This is a genomic window from Pseudomonas sp. GW821-FHT03A09 (assembly GCF_059421065.1).
Window position 1 is genome coordinate 416845 of the sequence record NZ_JBWKUX010000001.1, and the last position, 18298, is coordinate 435142.

General features: G+C 59.6%; 18 protein-coding genes and 1 pseudogene. 11 read left to right on the plus strand and 8 right to left on the minus strand.

Annotation, left to right across the window (positions count from 1 at the left end; all coding sequences use genetic code 11):
- Positions 1-15: 15 nt before the first annotated feature.
- The 5 genes and pseudogenes from AC07V4_RS01950 to AC07V4_RS01970 form a co-directional block, all read right to left on the minus strand.
- Positions 16-330: a DUF2388 domain-containing protein gene (locus AC07V4_RS01950; RefSeq protein WP_043046966.1), complete on the minus strand. Its 315-nt coding sequence runs from the start codon at positions 328-330 to the stop codon at positions 16-18.
- Between the two features lie 69 nt (positions 331-399).
- The gene (locus AC07V4_RS01955) at positions 400-846 is read right to left on the minus strand and encodes an NfeD family protein (RefSeq protein ID WP_492635032.1); all 447 of its coding nucleotides are present in this window, start codon (positions 844-846) and stop codon (positions 400-402) included.
- 10 nt (positions 847-856) lie between these two features.
- Positions 857-1777: an SPFH domain-containing protein gene (locus tag AC07V4_RS01960; RefSeq protein ID WP_492635031.1), complete on the minus strand. Its 921-nt coding sequence runs from the start codon at positions 1775-1777 to the stop codon at positions 857-859.
- A gap of 77 nt (positions 1778-1854) precedes the next feature.
- Positions 1855-3543: pseudogene (locus AC07V4_RS01965) on the minus strand (GspE/PulE family protein).
- A gap of 83 nt (positions 3544-3626) precedes the next feature.
- Positions 3627-3965 carry an ACT-like domain-containing protein gene (locus AC07V4_RS01970; RefSeq protein ID WP_492635030.1) on the minus strand — a complete coding sequence of 113 codons (339 nt, stop codon included), beginning with the start codon at positions 3963-3965 and terminating at the stop codon, positions 3627-3629.
- Positions 3966-4092: 127 nt separating this feature from the next.
- Between AC07V4_RS01970 and AC07V4_RS01975 the strand changes: the two genes are divergently transcribed.
- Entirely contained in the window at positions 4093-4563 is a 471-nt protein-coding gene (locus tag AC07V4_RS01975; RefSeq protein ID WP_003195279.1) for an Lrp/AsnC family transcriptional regulator, read from the plus strand.
- 87 nt (positions 4564-4650) lie between these two features.
- Here AC07V4_RS01975 and AC07V4_RS01980 read toward each other — a convergent pair whose 3' ends face one another.
- Positions 4651-6018: a CYTH domain-containing protein gene (locus AC07V4_RS01980; protein WP_492635029.1), complete on the minus strand. Its 1368-nt coding sequence runs from the start codon at positions 6016-6018 to the stop codon at positions 4651-4653.
- Positions 6019-6176: 158 nt separating this feature from the next.
- Here AC07V4_RS01980 and argE point away from each other — a divergent pair, with 158 nt between their 5' ends.
- Together argE and argA are read left to right on the plus strand one after the other, a co-directional pair.
- Positions 6177-7325, plus strand: coding sequence for an acetylornithine deacetylase (argE, locus tag AC07V4_RS01985; protein WP_492635028.1), 1149 nt, complete (start codon positions 6177-6179; stop codon positions 7323-7325).
- Positions 7326-7460: 135 nt separating this feature from the next.
- A complete protein-coding gene (gene argA / locus AC07V4_RS01990; protein WP_431750042.1) occupies positions 7461-8762 on the plus strand; it encodes an amino-acid N-acetyltransferase in 1302 nt (433 codons plus the stop codon).
- Between the two features lie 117 nt (positions 8763-8879).
- Here the strand turns inward: argA and tauA are convergent, their stop codons facing one another.
- Positions 8880-9866: a taurine ABC transporter substrate-binding protein gene (gene tauA / locus AC07V4_RS01995; protein WP_492635027.1), complete on the minus strand. Its 987-nt coding sequence runs from the start codon at positions 9864-9866 to the stop codon at positions 8880-8882.
- 370 nt (positions 9867-10236) lie between these two features.
- Here tauA and AC07V4_RS02000 point away from each other — a divergent pair, with 370 nt between their 5' ends.
- From AC07V4_RS02000 to AC07V4_RS02035, 8 genes are all read left to right on the plus strand, one after another.
- A complete protein-coding gene (locus tag AC07V4_RS02000; protein ID WP_492635026.1) occupies positions 10237-11568 on the plus strand; it encodes an OprD family porin in 1332 nt (443 codons plus the stop codon).
- A gap of 273 nt (positions 11569-11841) precedes the next feature.
- Positions 11842-12480: a peroxiredoxin gene (locus tag AC07V4_RS02005; RefSeq protein WP_492635025.1), complete on the plus strand. Its 639-nt coding sequence runs from the start codon at positions 11842-11844 to the stop codon at positions 12478-12480.
- Between the two features lie 324 nt (positions 12481-12804).
- Complete coding sequence (gene ssuE / locus AC07V4_RS02010; protein WP_492635024.1) at positions 12805-13398, plus strand: NADPH-dependent FMN reductase; 594 nt, start codon at positions 12805-12807, stop codon at positions 13396-13398.
- Between the two features lie 93 nt (positions 13399-13491).
- Positions 13492-14460, plus strand: a complete 969-nt coding sequence (locus tag AC07V4_RS02015; RefSeq protein ID WP_492635023.1) for a sulfonate ABC transporter substrate-binding protein — start codon at positions 13492-13494, stop codon at positions 14458-14460.
- 25 nt (positions 14461-14485) lie between these two features.
- The gene (ssuD, locus tag AC07V4_RS02020; RefSeq protein ID WP_492635022.1) at positions 14486-15634 is read left to right on the plus strand and encodes an FMNH2-dependent alkanesulfonate monooxygenase; all 1149 of its coding nucleotides are present in this window, start codon (positions 14486-14488) and stop codon (positions 15632-15634) included.
- A 9-nt stretch (positions 15635-15643) separates the two neighbouring features.
- Entirely contained in the window at positions 15644-16432 is a 789-nt protein-coding gene (gene ssuC / locus AC07V4_RS02025; RefSeq protein ID WP_431750178.1) for an aliphatic sulfonate ABC transporter permease SsuC, read from the plus strand.
- Complete coding sequence (ssuB, locus tag AC07V4_RS02030) at positions 16429-17235, plus strand: aliphatic sulfonates ABC transporter ATP-binding protein (RefSeq protein WP_492635021.1); 807 nt, start codon at positions 16429-16431, stop codon at positions 17233-17235. The genes ssuC and ssuB overlap by 4 nt, the downstream gene beginning before the upstream one ends.
- Before the next feature lie 28 nt (positions 17236-17263).
- Complete coding sequence (locus AC07V4_RS02035; RefSeq protein ID WP_431750176.1) at positions 17264-17479, plus strand: TOBE domain-containing protein; 216 nt, start codon at positions 17264-17266, stop codon at positions 17477-17479.
- A gap of 115 nt (positions 17480-17594) precedes the next feature.
- Here AC07V4_RS02035 and AC07V4_RS02040 read toward each other — a convergent pair whose 3' ends face one another.
- Positions 17595-18224 (minus strand): TetR/AcrR family transcriptional regulator, encoded by a 630-nt coding sequence (locus tag AC07V4_RS02040; RefSeq protein ID WP_492635020.1) that lies wholly within the window; start codon positions 18222-18224, stop codon positions 17595-17597.
- Positions 18225-18298 lie beyond the last annotated feature (74 nt).

An 18298-nucleotide genomic window follows, 5' to 3' on the forward strand; every position in this document is an offset into this window, starting at 1 on the left:
TTCCAGGGGGCGGTGTTACTCGGTCACGGCGTTTTTCGCCAGGATGGCGTTGGCCAATTCCATGTCGGTAGCCTTCAGGCCAGGGTTGTCGGCGCGGACTTTCTGCATGGCGGCCTCCAGGTACGGGCCGCGAATGCCGCCGTCGCTGGCAACGAAGCTGCCGGCGTCGTCTTGTGCGGCAACCACCAGCTTGTGGTCTTTGAAGGTCAGGTACGTCGAGCCGGTGGTGGCACCCGATGAGATGACATTGCGCCAGAAGCTGTCGGCCATGGCTGAGCCGACAGGAAGAGAAAGCACGGCGAGGGTAGCGACGGCATATTTGAGACGCATGATGGGTGACTCCGGGTGGGTTATCTGAACAGTTTGATTGTAGTTAACCCAACCGAGTTCCATCACTGACTAAACAGTTTCGACGTGCAAAATCGCCCCATTCTGAGCAATAACGCGTACTTGAGTACCTACGGGGCTGTCCGGGCCGGTCACCATCCAGACGCCATCACCGACTTTTATCTTGCCCCGGCCATCGACGATTGCTTGATGCACCACAAATATGCGCCCGATCAGCTCTGAACCACGCATGTTCAGTCCCGGCTGGTCGCTGACCTTGGCGCTGCTGCGCTGGCGTTTCCACCAGTACACCGCCGTCAGGATCGACAACACGGCGAACAGCAGCAGTTGCCATTCCAGGCCGAGCGGCGGGATCAGGAACTTGATCACGCCCACGACCGCCGCCGCGATGCCCATCCACAGCAGGTAACCACCGGCGCCGAATACCTCAAGGATCAACAGCACCGTGCCCAGTGCCAGCCAATCCCAGAACGACAGATGCTGCAGGAAATCCCACATGGCGACTGCCTCAGCCTTTCTTGTTGTCGAAGGTGGCCTTGACGATCTCGCCGATACCCCCGACGGCACCGATCATTTGACTGGCCTCCAGTGGCATCAGGATTACCTTGCTGTTGTTGGCCGAAGCCAGCTTGCCTAGCGCATCGATGTATTTTTGCGCGACGAAGTAGTTCACCGCCTGCACGTTGCCCGACGCGATAGCCTCGGAAACCACTTGTGTCGCACGGGCCTCAGCTTCTGCCTGGCGTTCACGAGCCTCCGACTCAAGGAATGCCGCCTGACGACTACCCTCGGCCTCCAGGATCTGAGCCTGCTTCTTGCCTTCGGCCGTCAGGATCGCCGACGCTCGCAAGCCCTCGGCCTCCAGGATTTGTGCACGCTTGATCCGCTCGGCTTTCATCTGGCCGGACATGGCGGCCATCAGATCGGCAGGTGGGCTGATGTCCTTGATCTCGATGCGGGTGATCTTGATGCCCCACGGCGCCGTGGCTTCATCGACCGTGCGCAGCAGTTTTTCGTTGATGCCATCGCGTTGGCTCAGCATCGCATCCAGCTCCATGGAGCCGAGCACGGTACGGATATTGGTCTGCAGCAGGTTGCGGATGGCATGTTCGAGGTTGTTGACCTCATAGGCCGCCTGGGCGGTATTGACCACTTGGAAGAAGCACACAGCGTCGATCTGCACAGTGGCGTTGTCGGCGGTAATCACTTCCTGGGGCGGGATATCCAGCACGCTTTCCATCATGTTGATCTTGCGACCGATACGGTCCATGACCGGGATGATGATGTTGAGGCCGGGTTTGAGGGTGTTGGTGTAGCGGCCGAAACGCTCGACTGTCCATTGGTAGCCCTGGGGCACCACTTTGAAACCCATGAACAGGATGGCGATGGCCAACCCCACGAACAGAAGCAGTACGGTTCCGATCTGCATAGCGATTCCCTATCTGAAGGTGTCAGTAAAACGACGTTCGACCAATTGTAACGGCCTGGTCACGGATAAGAACGGTTTCACGGTCCAACTATCAAAGGATTTGTTTCTGAATCCCCAGGCGTTACCCGTAATACTTCTACCATCGTGGTCAGGCCGGCGTTCACTTTCTCGATACCGGCCATGCGCAGGCTGCACATGCCTCGCTCAACGGCTGCCCGGCGTAGCACCTGCACATCGGTACCGGGAGTGATCAGTGCCTTGAGCGGCTCGTCCATCAGCATGATTTCATAGAGTCCGGCCCTGCCTAGATAGCCGCTGTCGCGACACTCCGAGCACCCGACAGCCTAGTGGGAGTACTCCTGCGCATGCACCACGCGCTTGCAGTGAGGGCACAAGAGACGTACCAAACGCTGCGCCATCACTCCTATCAGCGTAGCTTTGATCAAATAATGAGCAATTCCTAGTTCCTGCAAACGACTGATAGCGCTGGGCGCATCGTTGGTATGCAGGGTCGACAGCACCAGGTGCCCGGTGAGTGCGGCCTGGATGGCCATCTCTGCAGTCTCCTGGTCGCGGATCTCGCCGATCATGATGATGTCGGGGTCTTGGCGTAGCAGCGCGCGAATGCCACTGGCGAAGGTCAGGTCGATGTTGTGCTGTACCTGCATCTGGTTGAAGGCGGGTTCGACCATCTCGATCGGGTCCTCCACCGTGCACAGGTTGACCTCACGGGTCGCCAGTTGTTTTAGCGTGGCGTAAAGCGTGCTGGTCTTGCCCGAGCCGGTAGGGCCGGTGACCAGGATGATGCCGTTGGCCTGGCCGGTCATGCCGCGCCAACGCTGCTGGTCAGCGGGCGACAAACCCAACTGATCGAAATCCTTGAGCAGTACCTGCGGGTCGAAGATCCGCATGACCAGTTTTTCGCCAAATGCTGTCGGCAAGGTTGAAAGGCGCAGTTCCACTTCGACGCCCGCCGGGCTTTTGGTCTTGACCCGGCCGTCCTGGGGTTTGCGTTTCTCCGCTACATTCATCCGGCCCAGGCTTTTCAGGCGGCTGACCACCGCCATCGTGACTTGGGGGGGAAACTGATAGACGTCGTGCAACAGCCCGTCGATGCGAAAGCGCACGCGACCTTGTTCGCGACAAGGTTCGATGTGTATGTCGCTGGCCCGCTGGCCAAAGGCGTACTGCAACAGCCAGTCGACGATGTTGACGATATGCGCGTCATTGGCATCCGGTTCTTTATCGCTGGCGCCGAGGTTGAGCAATTCAAAGTTGCCGGGTACCGCCACCTTCTGGTCTGCGCTGCTGACCGACTTGGCCAGCCGGTAGAACTCGTCGATGCAGCGCTGAATGTCTTGGGGGTTGGCGACCACGCGTTTGATCGAACGCTTGAGCACTTGCGCCAACCCGGCTTCCCAGCCGGTGACATAGGGTTGCGCGCTGGCGACGGTGACGGTCTGTGCGTCTACAGCCACCACGAGAATAGTGTGGCGCAGTGCGAAGGCATGGGACATCAAGGGCACGACTGCCGCCACGTCGATCTTCAGCGGATCGATACGCCAATAAGGTTGTCCGGCGTGCCGGGCCAGCCACTGGGTCAGGGTTTCCAGGCAGGGGCCTTGGGCGGCGATACATTCCAGGGGATGCTGGGTGTTGCTGGCCGGTAGCTTCGCCAAGCGCTGTGCAACATCGTAAGTGATCAGCCCCCCGTCGATCAATGCCGGCAGCATCGGGTGAAGTTCCAAACGTTGATCAACGGGCATGGCGGTTTTCCTGGGGGCAGTGGAGGTAAACCCCAGGCTAGCGAGCCCCTGAACATCTTTCCCCGGTCGTGTATTGCAGGCCTTTACTGAGCAACCGCTACCCGCGCCTGAGGCTCCGCAGAGTCAACCGGCCACAGGTCCAGCGAGCACACGCTGATCAGGTTTCGAATCTTTTCACTGATCACTTGGGCGCGGTGCCAGCTCAAACCGTCCATCACGATATCGATGTTCAGCAGGTCGTCCTCGCGGTCCACAGTGACTTGCCGTGGTGTCAGGAACTGCAACGCGAAATAGTTGAGCACACGGCACAACACATCGGGCTCGGCCTCGGCCACGATGCGGTAATGCGCTTGGCAATGGGCGCTGTTGACGGCCCAGGCATCGACGCGGGCAACAGGCTGGTGGGTTTCGACGGCGTGCATGGGGACTCTCCAAATTAGGCTGGAGAAATTTTTACATTCGCCACCGGAGATTTCTTATCTAAGATGGGCCTGAATGGCGATTAATCGAATTGTTTAATTCAGTATGGGAACCATCAAAGGTATTTTTATGCACAGTGAGTTGGACGCCTATGACCGCCGCATCCTGGCGCTGCTGCAAGAAGACGCTTCGCTGTCCAGTGCACAGATCGCCGAGCAGGTCGGTTTGTCCCAGTCGCCTTGTTGGCGACGCATTCAGCGGCTCAAGGAGGAGGGTGTGATTCGCGGCCAGGTGACCTTGCTGGACCGCAAGAAGATCGGCCTCAACACGCAGATTTTTGCCGAGGTCAAACTCAATGCCCACGGCCGCTCCAACTTCACGGAATTCACCGAGGCGATTCGCGGATTTCCGGAAGTGCTGGAGTGTTATGTGCTGATGGGGGCGGTGGATTTTCTGCTGCGTATCGTGACGTCGGATATCGAGGCGTACGAACGGTTTTTTTTCGAGAAGCTGTCGATGGTACCGGGGATTCAGGAGGTCAACTCGATCGTGGCGTTGTCGGAGATCAAGTCCACCACCAGCCTGCCAGTATTGCGCTGACAGGGATGGCCTCATCGCGGGCAAGCCCGGCTCCCACAGAGGAATGCATTCCAAATGTGGGAGCCGGGCTTGCCCGCGATAGCGATTTTACAGACGCAGCAGGGTTTTCCAGGCACGGTTCTGGAATACCGCAATCGCCTGATGCATCCGCGCATCCAACGACTCATCCGTGATCGGCTGGTTGGCCAGTTGCGCCAACTTGTTCAGCTCGCCGTACAGGCGGTCCAGTTCCGGGATGTCCACCACATGACGAGCATGGTGCAGCCATGCCTGGATACGTTCGATGCGCGGCAGTTGCTCGGCCAGGTCTTCCGGCTGTTGCTGGTAGCGCGGCAGTTGCAGGGCCACTGCATCTTCGGCCAACAGGCGCGGAAGCCAGTTGGTGATTTGCGCGGCGCCCTGGCGGTTGCCTCGCACGTTGCGGTCGGCGGTCCAGGTGCGAGCCAGTAGCCAGCGCGAAGCGTTCAGTGAGAACAGGCCCCAACGCACGTCGTCCAATTCTTCGACGAATTGCTCCGGTGCGGCTTTGCGGATGTCTTCGTCGTCGTCACCGGCCTGCACCAGTGGGCGCCAGTCTTCCAGAAGGGCATCGAGTGCGCTGCGCAGTTCGCTGGTGGATTGGCGCGGAGCAGCCTGGCCAAGGCTGCCAACCAGGGCGCGCAGTTCGCCGAGATTGTCGACCCAGTCTTGCAGCAGGCGCCAGTGGCCATTGAAGCGGTATTGTTCGGCCAGGCGCTGGCTGCTGCCCAACAGGTGCCACATGATGGCGGCGAAGGCGTCGTCCAATGGCATTTCGGCGTGCAGTTGCGGCGCCGGCAGGCTCAGGGAGTAGCTGCTGGCGTCGTACAAGCGGTAGCCGCGCTCGGCCTTGCTGATATCGCACGGCATCAGCGCCAGGGTGGCGGCCAGCTCGGAGGCCAGCTCCAACAGGGCAGCCGGCTCGCCTTCGCGCAGTTCCAGCTCCAGTTCGCAGATTTCTTCTTTCTGCTTGCCGACCACCACATGGCCCAGGTCCAGGGCCGCTTCGATCACCACCTTGGCCTTGCCGCGACCCCAGGCGATTTCGGCGCGTTCACGCACGAAGTCGGTGGTAAAGATCGGCTTTAGGGTCTTTTTGTCCAGCTCGGCCAGTTGTTCAGGCCAGCATTCGCCGTCGAGTTTTTTCACATCGAGCTTGGCTTTGGGCAGGTCCCAGTTGTACTCGTTACGTTCCGACAAGCCGGCGACGCTCTGGCCACGGGTCTTGAGGGTCTGGATGATTTCTTCACCGTCCTTGCGCAGGCGCAGGGCGACTTTGGCCTGGGCCAGGTCTCGCTCTGGGGTGTCGAAGTACTGGTTCATCAACTCACGGCGTTCCCAGCCACTTTTGTTGCGTTTTTTCAGGAGCGGGTGCTCACGCAGCGCGGCGAGGGTCTCGCGGCTGACGCGGAGCTTGATTTCGGTTTCTTTTTGCATGGCCGGAACATCCAGGATCGGGAGCGCAGCCGGGGAAAAGAGTGGCTGCCAAGGCCGTGCAGTGTACAGGACTGAGCCCGGCAACGCGCCGCAACGGTTTATTGTGTCGTGCAGATGGCTCTATAGTGGGGTTCATCCGGGAAGTTGAGAGGCCGCGCATGCCGTTACCGTCCATGAAAGAGCAATTCGCCGCGCTGATTGCCGCACCGTCGGTCAGTTGCACCCAAGCGTCTCTCGACCAGACCAACCGCCCGGTGATCGACTTGCTCGCCAGTTGGCTGGGTGATTTGGGTTTTGCCATCGACATCCAGCAAGTCAGCCCCGGCAAATTCAACCTGCTGGCCAGCTTCGGCAGCGGCCCCGGTGGCCTGGTGCTGGCGGGTCATAGCGACACCGTTCCTTATGACGCGGCGTTGTGGAAGACCGATCCGTTGAAATTGACGGAAGTCGACGGCCGCTGGGTAGGGCTGGGCAGTTGCGACATGAAGGGCTTTTTCGCGCTGGCGATCGAGGCCGTGTTGCCGCTGTTGGATCAATCGTTCAAACAACCGTTGTTGATCCTCGCTACCTGTGACGAAGAAAGCTCCATGTCCGGTGCTCGCGCGTTGGCCGAAGCAGGCCGCCCGCTGGGGCGTGCGGCGGTGATTGGTGAGCCGACGGGCCTCAAGCCGATCCGCCTGCACAAAGGCGTGATGATGGAACGCATCGACATCCTCGGCCAAAGCGGCCATTCGTCGGACCCGAGCCTGGGCCACAGCGCCCTCGAAGCTATGCATGACGCCATCGGCGAACTGCGCGGTTTGCGCCTGGCCTGGCAGCGCGAGTACCGCAACCCGCAGTTCAGTGTGCCTCAGCCGACCATGAACTTCGGCTGCATCCATGGTGGCGACAACCCCAACCGCATCTGCGGCCAGTGTTCCCTGGAGTTCGACTTGCGCCCCCTGCCGGGCATGGACCCACAGGTGCTGCGTGACGCTATCCGGCAGAAGCTCGAACCCTTGGCCGAGCGGCATAAAGTAAAGATCGACTACGCGCCGCTGTTCCCCGAAGTACCGCCATTCGAGCAGCCGGAAGATGCCGAACTGGTGCGGGTGGCGGAGCGATTGACCGGGCATCGTGCCGAAGCAGTAGCGTTCGGCACCGAAGCGCCTTATCTTCAGCGCCTTGGTTGTGAAACCCTGGTGCTGGGCCCTGGCGACATTGCCTGTGCCCACCAGCCGGGCGAGTACCTCGAAATGTCACGCTTGACGCCTACAGTGCGTCTATTGCGGGAACTGATCGAGCATTACTGCCTGAAACCCGCATAAATTAACCCCTGCCCATTCGTACATAGAAGGAGAGCGAGCGTGTCGCCAAGCCTGTTCCGACGATAACCATCAGCCCGCTGTGCGCTTTCACGATTCATCCTTGTTTGGCTGCTTTTTATTACAGGCCCAGGTTTTATGCCCGAATACGTCAATTGGCTTCGTCACGCTTCGCCCTACATCAATGCTCACCGGGACTGCACCTTCGTGGTCATGCTGCCCGGCGATGGTGTGGAACATCCGAACTTCGGCAATATCGTCCACGACCTGGTGCTGCTCCACAGCCTGGGGGTGCGGCTGGTGTTGGTACACGGTTCGCGCCCACAGATCGAAGCTCGCCTTGAAGCCCGCGGCCTGGTCCCGGCTTACCACGAAGGTCTGCGCATCACCGATGCCGCGACCCTGGAGTGTGTGATCGACGCGGTCGGCCACCTGCGCATCGCCATCGAAGCGCGCTTGTCCATGGACATGGCTTCCTCGCCGATGCAGGGTTCGCGCCTGCGGGTGGCCAGCGGCAACCTTGTGACCGCACGGCCTATCGGTGTGCTGGAAGGTGTGGATTATCACCACACCGGCGAAGTGCGTCGGGTCGACCGCAAGGGTATCAATCGTTTGTTGGACGAGCGCTCCATCGTGTTGCTGTCGCCCCTGGGTTACTCACCGACAGGCGAGATCTTCAACCTGGCCTGCGAAGACGTCGCCACCCGCGCCGCTATCGACCTGGGCGCCGATAAGCTGCTGCTGTTCGGCGCAGACATGGGCCTGATTGATGAAAACGGCCGGCTGGTGCGCGAGTTGCGTCCCCAACAAGTGCCGGCGCACCTGCAGCGCCTGGGCAAAACCAACTACCAGGCCGAATTGCTCGATGCGGCCGCCGAGGCCTGTCGTGGCGGGGTGGGGCGCAGCCATATCGTCAGCTATGCCGAAGACGGCGCCTTGCTCACCGAACTGTTTACCCGGGACGGCGGCGGTACGCTGGTGGCCCAGGAACAATTCGAACAGGTGCGCGAAGCGGCGATTGAAGACGTCGGTGGCTTGCTCGACTTGATCAGCCCGCTGGAAGAGCAGGGCATTCTGGTGCGGCGCTCGCGGGAAGTGCTGGAGCGTGAGATCGAGCAATTCAGCGTGGTCGAGCGTGAAGGCATGATCATCGCTTGTGCGGCGCTGTACCAGATCGCCGATTCAGATGCTGGCGAGTTGGCGTGCCTGGCGGTGAACCCGGAGTACCGCCATGGCGCACGCGGCGATGTGCTGCTGGAACGCATCGAAACCCGTGCCCGGGCGCAGGGGTTGAAGACGCTGTTTGTCCTCACCACCCGCACCGCTCACTGGTTCCGCGAACGCGGTTTTGTGCCGAGCAGCGTGGATCGCCTGCCGTCGGCGCGGGCATCGCTGTACAACTACCAGCGTAATTCGAAGATTTTCGAAAAGGCTCTGTGATTTAACGCAGGGCTTGCTTTTGTGGGAGCTGGCTTGCCTGCGATTGCATCACCTCGGTTCAACTGAAAGACCGAGGTGTCTGTATCGCAGGCAAGCCAGCTCCCACAGGGACTGCATTTATTCCTTGATAAATCTGTCGGTCACGAAGGCTGAATAGTCGGGCAGCACCGTTTCAACCTTCCCCTGTTCTTTCAAGAACTTCGCCGTCTCCCCAATCGCTTTCGCCGTGCCACCTTTAAGCAGTGCGTTGGTTTGCTGCGCCTGGGCATCCGGGAACGCAGTGCCGGCCAGTAGCTCGGGAATGTCGGCGGCATTTGAACCTGTCAGTTTGGCGATTTTTTGCACCGGTTCGGAATCCACCGTCCAACTGTCTTTGTGGGCGGCATAGTCGGCGAATGCATCCAGGGTGACCTTGGCAAACTTGGCCACTACGTCAGGATGTTTTTCCGCGAAATCCTTGCGTGCCACCCACACTTCGAAGGTCGGTGCACCCCACTGACCCACCTGGGCCGCGTCTGTCAGGGTTTTACCGGTCTTGCGGATCTCGCCCAGGGCCGGTGACCACACGAATGCACCGTCGATATCGCCACGTTTCCACGCGGCGGCGATTTCGGCGGGTTGCAGGTTCACCACCTTGACTTGTTTGGTGTCCAGGCCCCAATGCTTGAGGGCGCCGAGCAGGCTGTAATGAGAGGTTGAAACGAACGGCGTGGCGATGGTTTTGCCCACCAGATCTTGTGGCTTGTCGATCCCGCTGCCATTGCGCACCACCAACGCTTCAGAAGCATTGATCTGCGCCGATACGATAAACGCCACGATAGGTAGATTGCGTGAAGCCGCCGCTGCAAGGGGGCTGGAGCCGAGATTGCCGATTTGCACATCACCGGATGCGATGGCCGTGACCACTTCCGGGCCGCTGTTGAACCGGCGCCAGGCGATCTTTTCGCCGATGGCTTTTTCGTAGAGGCCATCAGCCTGTGGGACTTTGCTGGGATCGATGCCGGTTTGGTAGCCGATAGTCAGGTCGGCCGCGTTGACACCAAAAGAAAGTATTAGCGATACAAAAACTGTAACAAATTGACGGGAGGATGTGCCTTTGGCCATGATGGCGTCGCCTTTTTGATCGTGGGTGACGTATGCAACAGTACGGCCACACTAATCGATCTAAAAAAAGGCTGGTAAATACCGTTTAGGCATTAGCTTATGGAGCGGTTGGTCTACGCTAACCGGCTCGCTTCATGGAATGGCTTATTCCTGGATCGTATGAAAAAGAATGAAATAATTCTTTTTGGGTGTATGAAAAACTCATTACCCTGCAGGGACCAAATTAACTGCGATTAGACGAAGGTAGTAGACATATCAGGTTACGATTGACTTGGTAGTCACTATCTGGCGCTAATCGCGCATCTGTGGATCGAGGGCGTCAGACCCGAGACCTAAGAAATACAAAAATTAGAAATGAGAGGAGCGGTACATGAAGAAGTCAACATTGGCGTTGGCCGTGGCTGTGGCTGCAATTGCACAACAGGCACACTCCGCCGGTTTCATCGAAGACAGCAAGGCCACTCTGGGTCTGCGTAACTTCTACATCAACACAGACAACCGCACCGGTACTGGCGCGAACAAGAACGAAGAGTGGGGCCAAGGCTTCGATCTGCGTTTCATCTCGGGCTACACCCAAGGCACTGTTAAGTTTGGTGTTGACGCTATCGGCCTGTACGGCGTGCGACTGGATTCCAGCCCAGCCAAGAGTGGTAACGCGGGCGGCACCGCTTCCGGTGGCACCATCTTCCCAAGCGACGGCAACCGTGCTGTTCCAGATTTCGCCAGCTTGGGCCTGACCGGTAAAGTCAAGATTTCGGAAACCGAGCTGAAAATCGGTACATTGATGCCGAACAACCCGGTTATCAAGGCCAACGACGGTCGTCTGCTGCCGCAAACCTTCACCGGTGGCCAGATCACCTCGGGCGAAATCAAAGACCTGACGCTGACAGCAGGTCAGATCGAGTCCGCCAAGGGCCGTAACTCCAGCAACGACGAAAACCTGTCGATTGCTGGCGCGAACAAAAGCTCCAACTACGACACTGGCAAGTTCAGCAACAAGTTCTACTACGCTGGTGCTGACTACAAGATCACCAAGGATCTGACCGCTTCGTACTACTTCGGCGAGCTGAAAGACTTCTACTCCCAGAACTTCCTGGGCTTGGTACACAACTGGGCAATCGGCCCAGGCGTGCTGAAAAGCGACCTGCGCTACTACCGCAGCCGTGATAACGGTTCTAACGGTAATACCGCTGCCTACTACACCACTGGTTACTACAACGACGGTGCCAAGCCAACCACGCTGGGCAAGGTCGACAACGACCTGTACAGCTACCTGGCGCTGTACTCGGTTAACGGCCACACCTTCGGTGGCGGTTACCAGTACACCAAGGGTGACAGCGACTTCCCTTGGCTGAACCAAGGTGACGGCTCGTCGAACAGCACCACCACCGACATGCAGATCCAGAAGTTTGCCCGCGCCGGCGAGCGCACTTGGCAAGCTCGCTACGCTTATGACTTCGCCAAAGTCGGCGTACCTGGCCTGACCGCTGGTATCATTTACCTCAAAGGTACCAACATCCAGACCACTACTGGCGACAAGTCCGAGTGGGAACGCGATATCACCCTGGCATACGTTGTTCCAGAAGGCCCGCTGAAAAACCTTGGCGTGGCTTGGAAAAACGCAATGTGGCGTACCGATGTGGCTACCCGCGACCAAGACGAAAACCGTCTGATCGTCAGCTACTCGATCCCGTTGCTGTAAGCGTGTAAAACCTTGCCCGGCGCAATGCCGGGCAGGGTGTCTTGCTTTCAAGTCGGGCTCAACCCCCGCAAGCCCTTCCCGAATCCCCTCTTTGTACAGCGTCTCAAGGCCTTCTCGAACCTTGAAACCGATGTTGCTCTTCGCCCGTTCCCGCGTCCAATGAACAGATTTTTAATATTCCTTTATCGTCTAGATAAATCGATATTTATTCTTTTTAAATAATCTCCAATCCATGCACAGTGGGCTCCATAAGCACTCATCAGGAGCCACACCATGAGCCTAAGACTGGGCGACATCGCCCCCGACTTCGAACAGGATTCCAGCGCCGGCAAGATTCGTTTCCACGAGTGGCTGGGCGATAGCTGGGGTGTATTGTTTTCCCATCCGGCGGACTTCACCCCGGTGTGCACCACCGAATTGGGCTTCACCGCCAAGCTCAAGGACGAATTCGCCCTGCGCGGCGTCAAGGCCATCGCCCTGTCGGTCGACCCGGTGGACTCGCACCACAAGTGGATCGAAGACATCAACGAAACCCAGAATACGGTCGTCAACTTCCCGATCCTGGCTGATGCCGACCGCAAAGTGTCGGATCTCTACGACCTGATCCACCCCAACGCCAGTGACACCCTCACCGTGCGTTCCCTGTTCGTGATCGACCCGAACAAGAAGATTCGCCTGACCATCACGTACCCGGCCAGCACCGGCCGCAATTTCCACGAGATTCTGCGGGTCATCGACTCGTTGCAACTGACCGACAATCACAAGGTCGCCACACCCGCCAACTGGCAGGACGGTGATGAGGTCGTGATCGTGCCGTCGCTCAAGGATGAGGAAGAGATCAAGAAGCGCTTTCCGAAGGGCTATCGTGCGGTGAAGCCTTACCTGCGGCTCACCCCGCAACCCAACCGTTAACGCAGAACCGCAGAACCAATGTGGGAGGGGGCTTGCCCCCGATAGCGGAGTGTCAGTCAATACATCCACTGCTGAACCACCGCCATCGGGGGCAAGCCCCCTCCCACAGTTGTATCGCATTTCAAGTCTCACACAGCAGGGGTTTTCAGGCCGTTTCGACGGCCTTTTTTTTCGCCCTGGAATAGGTGATTCGTATATGCCTTTATAGAATAAATAAATGAAAAAATAAGATTTATAGATATATAAATCAGCTGATATGGTCTGTTCCATCTTGGCGCCATTGCCACACAGCGAACCGCCGACACTTGCTCAAGGAATACCTGCATGCTGGTCGTAACACTTGGAGGCAGCCCCAGCCAGCGTTCCCGCTCCGGGGTCTTGCTGGATAAAACCCGTCAGTGGCTACAGCAAAAAGGCGTGGAAGTGGTGAGTTATCAGATACGGGACTTCCCGGCCGAGGACTTGCTGCACGCTCGCTTCGACAGCCCCCAAGTCATCGACCTGTTGCAGCAGGTGGCCAATGCCGACGGCCTGGTCATCTCCACTCCGGTGTACAAAGCCTCGTTTTCCGGCGCGCTGAAAACCGTGCTCGACCTGCTGCCTGAACGCGCCTTGGCCGACAAAATCGTGCTGCCCATGGCCACTGGCGGCAGCATCGCCCACATGTTGGCGGTGGATTACGCCTTGAAGCCCGTGTTGTCGGCCCTGAAAGCCCAGGAGTTGCTCCACGGCATCTTCGCCGAAGACAGCCAGATCGCTTATGGCGAAGGCAGTGCCCAGGCGCAACTGGTGCCAGTGCTCGAGCAGCGTTTGCACCAGGCCCTGGAGACGCTCTACGGCGCCATGGCCCGTCGCCCGAAACCACTGGACCCTCATGTGTTGAATGACCGTTTGTTGAGTGCTCGCTGGAGCATCTGAGCCTTACCGGAATATGTAGTACTCACCTTACTCAGCCGCCAACGGCCAAGCAGGTGCAGCCAACCCCTTCATCGCAAATTTGGAGAGAGCGCCATGCGCACTGTCATCTTGCGTCGTGGTCTGGTCGCACTGTTTGCTGCGGCTGTGTCCTTCGGCGCCATTGTTCAAGCTCAAGCGGCCGAGACCCTGCGGATCGGTTATCAGAAATACGGCACGCTGGTGCTGCTCAAGGCCAAGGGCACGCTGGAAAAGCGCCTGGCTGCCCAAGGTGTGCAGGTGCAGTGGACTGAGTTCCCAGGCGGTCCGCAATTGCTGGAAGGCTTGAACGTCGGCTCCATCGACTTCGGTGTCACCGGCGAAACCCCACCGGTCTTCGCCCAGGCCGCCGGCGCCGACCTGCTTTACGTTGCCTACGAGCCACCGGCGCCTACCAGCGAAGCGATCCTGGTGCCGAAAGACTCCGCGATCAAATCGGTGGCCGAGCTCAAGGGCAAGAAAATCGTCCTGAACAAAGGCTCCAACGTGCATTACCTGTTGGTACGAGCCCTGGAAGACGCCGGTCTCAAATACACCGACGTGCAGACTGTATTCCTGCCACCCGCCGATGCCCGCGCCGCGTTCGAGCGTGGCAGCGTGGACGCCTGGGTGATCTGGGACCCTTACCAGGCCGCCGCCGAGAAACAACTGCAAGCCCGCACCCTGCGTGACGGTACCGGCATTGCCGACAACCACCAGTTCTACCTCGCCACCAAGCCTTACGCCACACAGCATCCGGACGTGATCAAGGCGTTGGTGGAAGAAGTGCGCGCAGTGGGCGAATGGTCCAAGGCCAATCCGCAGGAAGTGACTGAACAAGTCGCACCGCTGCTCGGACTGCCGGCTGACATCACCTTGATCTCGGTGAAACGCCAGGGCTACGGCGCACTGTTCCTGACCCCGGAAGTGGTCGCCGCCCAGCAGAAAATCGCCGACAGCTTCTACCAACTCAAATTGATCCCCAAGCCCTTGAACATCAAGGATGTGATCTGGACCCCACCCGCCGCCGTTGCCAAAGCGCCGTAATCCGACTTCTTCAGGAGACAACTCCATGAGCCTCAATATTTTCTGGTTCCTGCCTACCCACGGCGACGGCCATTACCTTGGCACCGCCGAAGGCGCTCGCGCCGTCGATCACGGTTACCTGCAGCAAGTGGCCCAGGCTGCTGACCGCCTGGGCTTCGGCGGGGTGCTGATCCCCACCGGGCGCTCTTGCGAAGACTCGTGGCTGGTGGCTGCCTCGCTGATTCCGGTGACACAACGCCTGAAATTCCTCGTCGCACTGCGCCCCGGGATCATTTCGCCGACGGTGGCCGCGCGTCAGGCAGCCACCCTGGACCGCCTGTCCGGCGGCCGTGCGCTGTTCAACCTGGTGACCGGCGGTGACCCGGAGGAATTGGCCGGTGACGGTTTGTTCCTCAGTCACGAAGAGCGCTATCAGGCTTCGGTGGAATTCACCCGCATCTGGCGTCGCGTGCTCGAAGGCGAAACCGTGGACTACGACGGTGAGCACATCAGCGTCAAAGGCGCCAAGCTGCTCTACCCGCCGATTCAGCAACCGCGTCCGCCGCTGTATTTCGGTGGTTCTTCCGAAGCCGCCCAAGACCTGGCGGCCGAACAAGTGGAAATGGTGCTGACCTGGGGCGAGCCTCCGGCCGCCGTCGCCGAGAAAATCCAACAGGTCCGGGCCAAGGCCGCCAAGCTCGGGCGCACCGTGCGCTTTGGCATTCGCCTGCATGTGATCGTGCGTGAAACCAACGACGAGGCCTGGAAAGCCGCCGACAAACTGATCTCCCACTTGGACGACGACACCATCGCCCGTGCCCAGGCGTCCCTGGCGCGCTTTGATTCCGTCGGCCAGCAACGCATGGCCGCCTTGCACGGTGGCAACCGCGACAACTTGGAAGTCAGCCCCAACCTGTGGGCCGGCGTCGGCCTGGTGCGGGGTGGTGCAGGCACGGCACTGGTGGGCGATGGCCCAACCGTGGCTGCGCGGGTCAAGGAGTACGCGGACTTGGGCATCGACACCTTTATTTTCTCCGGTTATCCACACCTGGAAGAGTCGTATCGGGTGGCCGAGTTGTTGTTCCCACATTTGGATATCGAGCGTCCCGAGCTGCCGAAAAGCGCCGGTTACGTCAGCCCGTTCGGCGAGATGGTCGCCAACGACATCCTTCCCAAAGCTGCGTCGCAGAGCTGAGGCAGCGCCATGAACCTTGAAAAATTGAGTCATCGTGTGGCGCCTTGGGTGCTGCCGATTTTGTTGCTGGCGGTGTGGCAGTTGTCGGTGTCGGCGGGCTGGTTGTCGACGCGCATCTTGCCGGCCCCCAGTGCGGTGATCGAAGCCGGGGTGAACCTGGTCAGCAGTGGAGAAATCTGGAAACACCTGGCTATCAGCGGCTGGCGCGCCGGCCTGGGTTTTGTGATCGGCGGCAGCATCGGCCTGGCCCTGGGCTTTATCACCGGCCTGTCGAAGTGGGGCGAGCGCCTGCTGGACAGCTCGGTGCAGATGATCCGTAACGTGCCGCACCTGGCGCTGATCCCGCTGGTGATCCTGTGGTTCGGCATTGACGAGACCGCGAAAATTTTCCTGGTCGCCCTCGGCACGCTGTTCCCGATCTATCTGAACACCTATCACGGCATCCGCAACGTCGACCCGGCGCTGGTGGAAATGTCGCGCAGCTATGGATTGTCCGGCTTCAGCCTGTTCCGTCAGGTGATCCTGCCGGGCGCGCTGCCGTCGATCCTGGTCGGTGTGCGTTTCGCCCTGGGCTTTATGTGGCTGACGCTGATCGTGGCGGAAACCATCTCGGCCAGCTCGGGCATCGGGTATCTGGCAATGAACGCACGGGAATTCCTGCAAACCGACGTCGTGGTGCTGGCCATCGTCATGTACGCGATCCTCGGCAAACTGGCCGACCTTGCCGCGCGCGGGCTGGAGCGTGTGTGGCTGCGCTGGCACCCGGCTTATCAAGTGAATAAAGGAGGTGCGGCATGACGGCTCAACAACCTCCGCGCCTGCTTAAAGGCATCCCGCTGGCGGTGCGTAAATTGCGCAAGGCCTTTGGTGCGCGGGAAGTACTCAAAGAGATTGACCTGCATATTCCGGCTGGCCAGTTCGTGGCCGTGGTCGGTCGCAGCGGTTGCGGCAAAAGTACGTTGCTGCGCCTGCTGGCTGGCTTGGACAAAGCCAGTGGCGGCGAACTGCTGGCCGGCTCCGCACCGCTCGGCGAAGCGATTGAAGACACACGGTTGATGTTCCAGGAAGCGCGTTTGCTGCCGTGGAAAAAGATCATCGACAACGTGGGGCTGGGGCTCAAGGGCAACTGGCGGCCCAAGGCGTTGGAAGCCCTGGAAGCGGTCGGCCTGGCCGAACGTGCCAATGAATGGCCAGCGGCGCTGTCCGGTGGGCAGAAGCAGCGCGTGGCCCTGGCTCGCGCGCTGATTCACCAGCCGCGTCTGCTGTTGCTCGACGAACCGCTGGGCGCGTTGGATGCCCTGACCCGCATCGAGATGCAGCAACTGATCGAAAACCTCTGGCAGAAGCACGGGTTCACCGTGTTGCTGGTGACCCATGACGTCAGCGAAGCCGTGGCGATTGCCGACCGGGTGATCCTGATCGAAGACGGCGAAATCGGCCTGGACCTGATCGTCGACCTGCCGCGTCCCAGGGCCCGAGGCTCACACCGCCTGGCCGCGCTGGAAGCCGAAGTGCTCAACCGTGTGCTGTCGTTACCCGGCTCGCCGCCGGAACCCGAACCTGTTTCACCGCTGCCTACGCAATTGCGTTGGGCTCAATAACTCACTCGTCCCATGAAGGAAGCAGACCATGACTATTAAAGCCATCAACGTGCGTAACCAGTTCAAAGGCATCATCAAGGAAATCGTCGAAGGTGATGTGTTGTCGGAAATCGATGTGCAGACCGCGTCCGGCATCGTGACGTCCGTGATCACCACGCGTTCGGTCAAAGAGCTGGAGCTGGTGATCGGCAGTGAAGTGATTGCCTTCGTTAAGTCGACCGAGGTGTCGATCGCCAAGTTGTGATCGCGCTTGAGGCCGCCATCGAAGGCAAGCCCCCTCCCACCTTTTGAATGTATTCACAGGTCAAAATGTGGGAGGGGGCTTGCCCCCGATGAGGCCGGCCCAGCCACCACAATACTCAACGCTTGGGCAGGTACACCGGCAAATAAAGCCCCACATACGCATCAAACACCCGCATCCCTTCCTCCGCCATGCGCGGCGTGATCAACCCGTGCTGATGCACCGAGCGCGCATACACGCGGTCGCTCAACTCCAATGCCAGGGCAAATACATCCACATCAGCGGGTAAGCTCGGCACTTCGAAATGGCGGTTGAACACGGCCAGCATCAGGTCACCCAGTTCCAGGTCATGCTGACGGTCTGCCTGTGTCACTTCGGTCAGCCCATGCTGCGCCAGGATCAACTGGCGAGCAGCGGCATCCTGTTCGTAGACACTGAGCATGCGCTGCTCGACGATGTAGGACAGGTCACGCCAGTGCTTGAGTGAAGCATGGTCGATGGGCGCCTGGATGGCGGCGCGGAAAGCGGCATGCACGTCGGCGGTCAGCGCTTCTAAAAGCGCCGGCACACTGGCGAAGAAGTGATACACCGACGACGGCGGAATCTGTGCCCGTTCCGCCACGCTGTAGATCGACAAACTCGCCACGCCTTCGGCGGCCAGCAAGGTGCGGGCGGCGTCGAGGATCGCATCGATCCGTGCCTGGCTGCGGGCGCGGGGTTTGCGAGGGGCGGCAGGGCGGGTGGTCATGGATGTCTCCTACAAGGCAGCGGGCATTGTATGAGCAGGAGTCTGTGTTGTCTGCCAGGGCCTCATCGCAGGCA

What these genes read in the sequence shown, in the direction of transcription:
- AC07V4_RS01950 (WP_043046966.1), bottom strand. Translation starts at nt 330, where the DNA reads ATGCGTCTCAAATATGCCGTCGCTACCCTCGCCGTGCTTTCTCTTCCT.
- AC07V4_RS01955 (WP_492635032.1), bottom strand. Translation starts at nt 846, where the DNA reads ATGTGGGATTTCCTGCAGCATCTGTCGTTCTGGGATTGGCTGGCACTG.
- AC07V4_RS01960 (WP_492635031.1), bottom strand. Translation starts at nt 1,777, where the DNA reads ATGCAGATCGGAACCGTACTGCTTCTGTTCGTGGGGTTGGCCATCGCC.
- AC07V4_RS01970 (WP_492635030.1), bottom strand. Translation starts at nt 3,965, where the DNA reads ATGCACGCCGTCGAAACCCACCAGCCTGTTGCCCGCGTCGATGCCTGG.
- AC07V4_RS01975 (WP_003195279.1), top strand. Translation starts at nt 4,093, where the DNA reads ATGCACAGTGAGTTGGACGCCTATGACCGCCGCATCCTGGCGCTGCTG.
- AC07V4_RS01980 (WP_492635029.1), bottom strand. Translation starts at nt 6,018, where the DNA reads ATGCAAAAAGAAACCGAAATCAAGCTCCGCGTCAGCCGCGAGACCCTC.
- argE (WP_492635028.1), top strand. Translation starts at nt 6,177, where the DNA reads ATGCCGTTACCGTCCATGAAAGAGCAATTCGCCGCGCTGATTGCCGCA.
- argA (WP_431750042.1), top strand. Translation starts at nt 7,461, where the DNA reads ATGCCCGAATACGTCAATTGGCTTCGTCACGCTTCGCCCTACATCAAT.
- tauA (WP_492635027.1), bottom strand. Translation starts at nt 9,866, where the DNA reads ATGGCCAAAGGCACATCCTCCCGTCAATTTGTTACAGTTTTTGTATCG.
- AC07V4_RS02000 (WP_492635026.1), top strand. Translation starts at nt 10,237, where the DNA reads ATGAAGAAGTCAACATTGGCGTTGGCCGTGGCTGTGGCTGCAATTGCA.
- AC07V4_RS02005 (WP_492635025.1), top strand. Translation starts at nt 11,842, where the DNA reads ATGAGCCTAAGACTGGGCGACATCGCCCCCGACTTCGAACAGGATTCC.
- ssuE (WP_492635024.1), top strand. Translation starts at nt 12,805, where the DNA reads ATGCTGGTCGTAACACTTGGAGGCAGCCCCAGCCAGCGTTCCCGCTCC.
- AC07V4_RS02015 (WP_492635023.1), top strand. Translation starts at nt 13,492, where the DNA reads ATGCGCACTGTCATCTTGCGTCGTGGTCTGGTCGCACTGTTTGCTGCG.
- ssuD (WP_492635022.1), top strand. Translation starts at nt 14,486, where the DNA reads ATGAGCCTCAATATTTTCTGGTTCCTGCCTACCCACGGCGACGGCCAT.
- ssuC (WP_431750178.1), top strand. Translation starts at nt 15,644, where the DNA reads ATGAACCTTGAAAAATTGAGTCATCGTGTGGCGCCTTGGGTGCTGCCG.
- ssuB (WP_492635021.1), top strand. Translation starts at nt 16,429, where the DNA reads ATGACGGCTCAACAACCTCCGCGCCTGCTTAAAGGCATCCCGCTGGCG.
- AC07V4_RS02035 (WP_431750176.1), top strand. Translation starts at nt 17,264, where the DNA reads ATGACTATTAAAGCCATCAACGTGCGTAACCAGTTCAAAGGCATCATC.
- AC07V4_RS02040 (WP_492635020.1), bottom strand. Translation starts at nt 18,224, where the DNA reads ATGACCACCCGCCCTGCCGCCCCTCGCAAACCCCGCGCCCGCAGCCAG.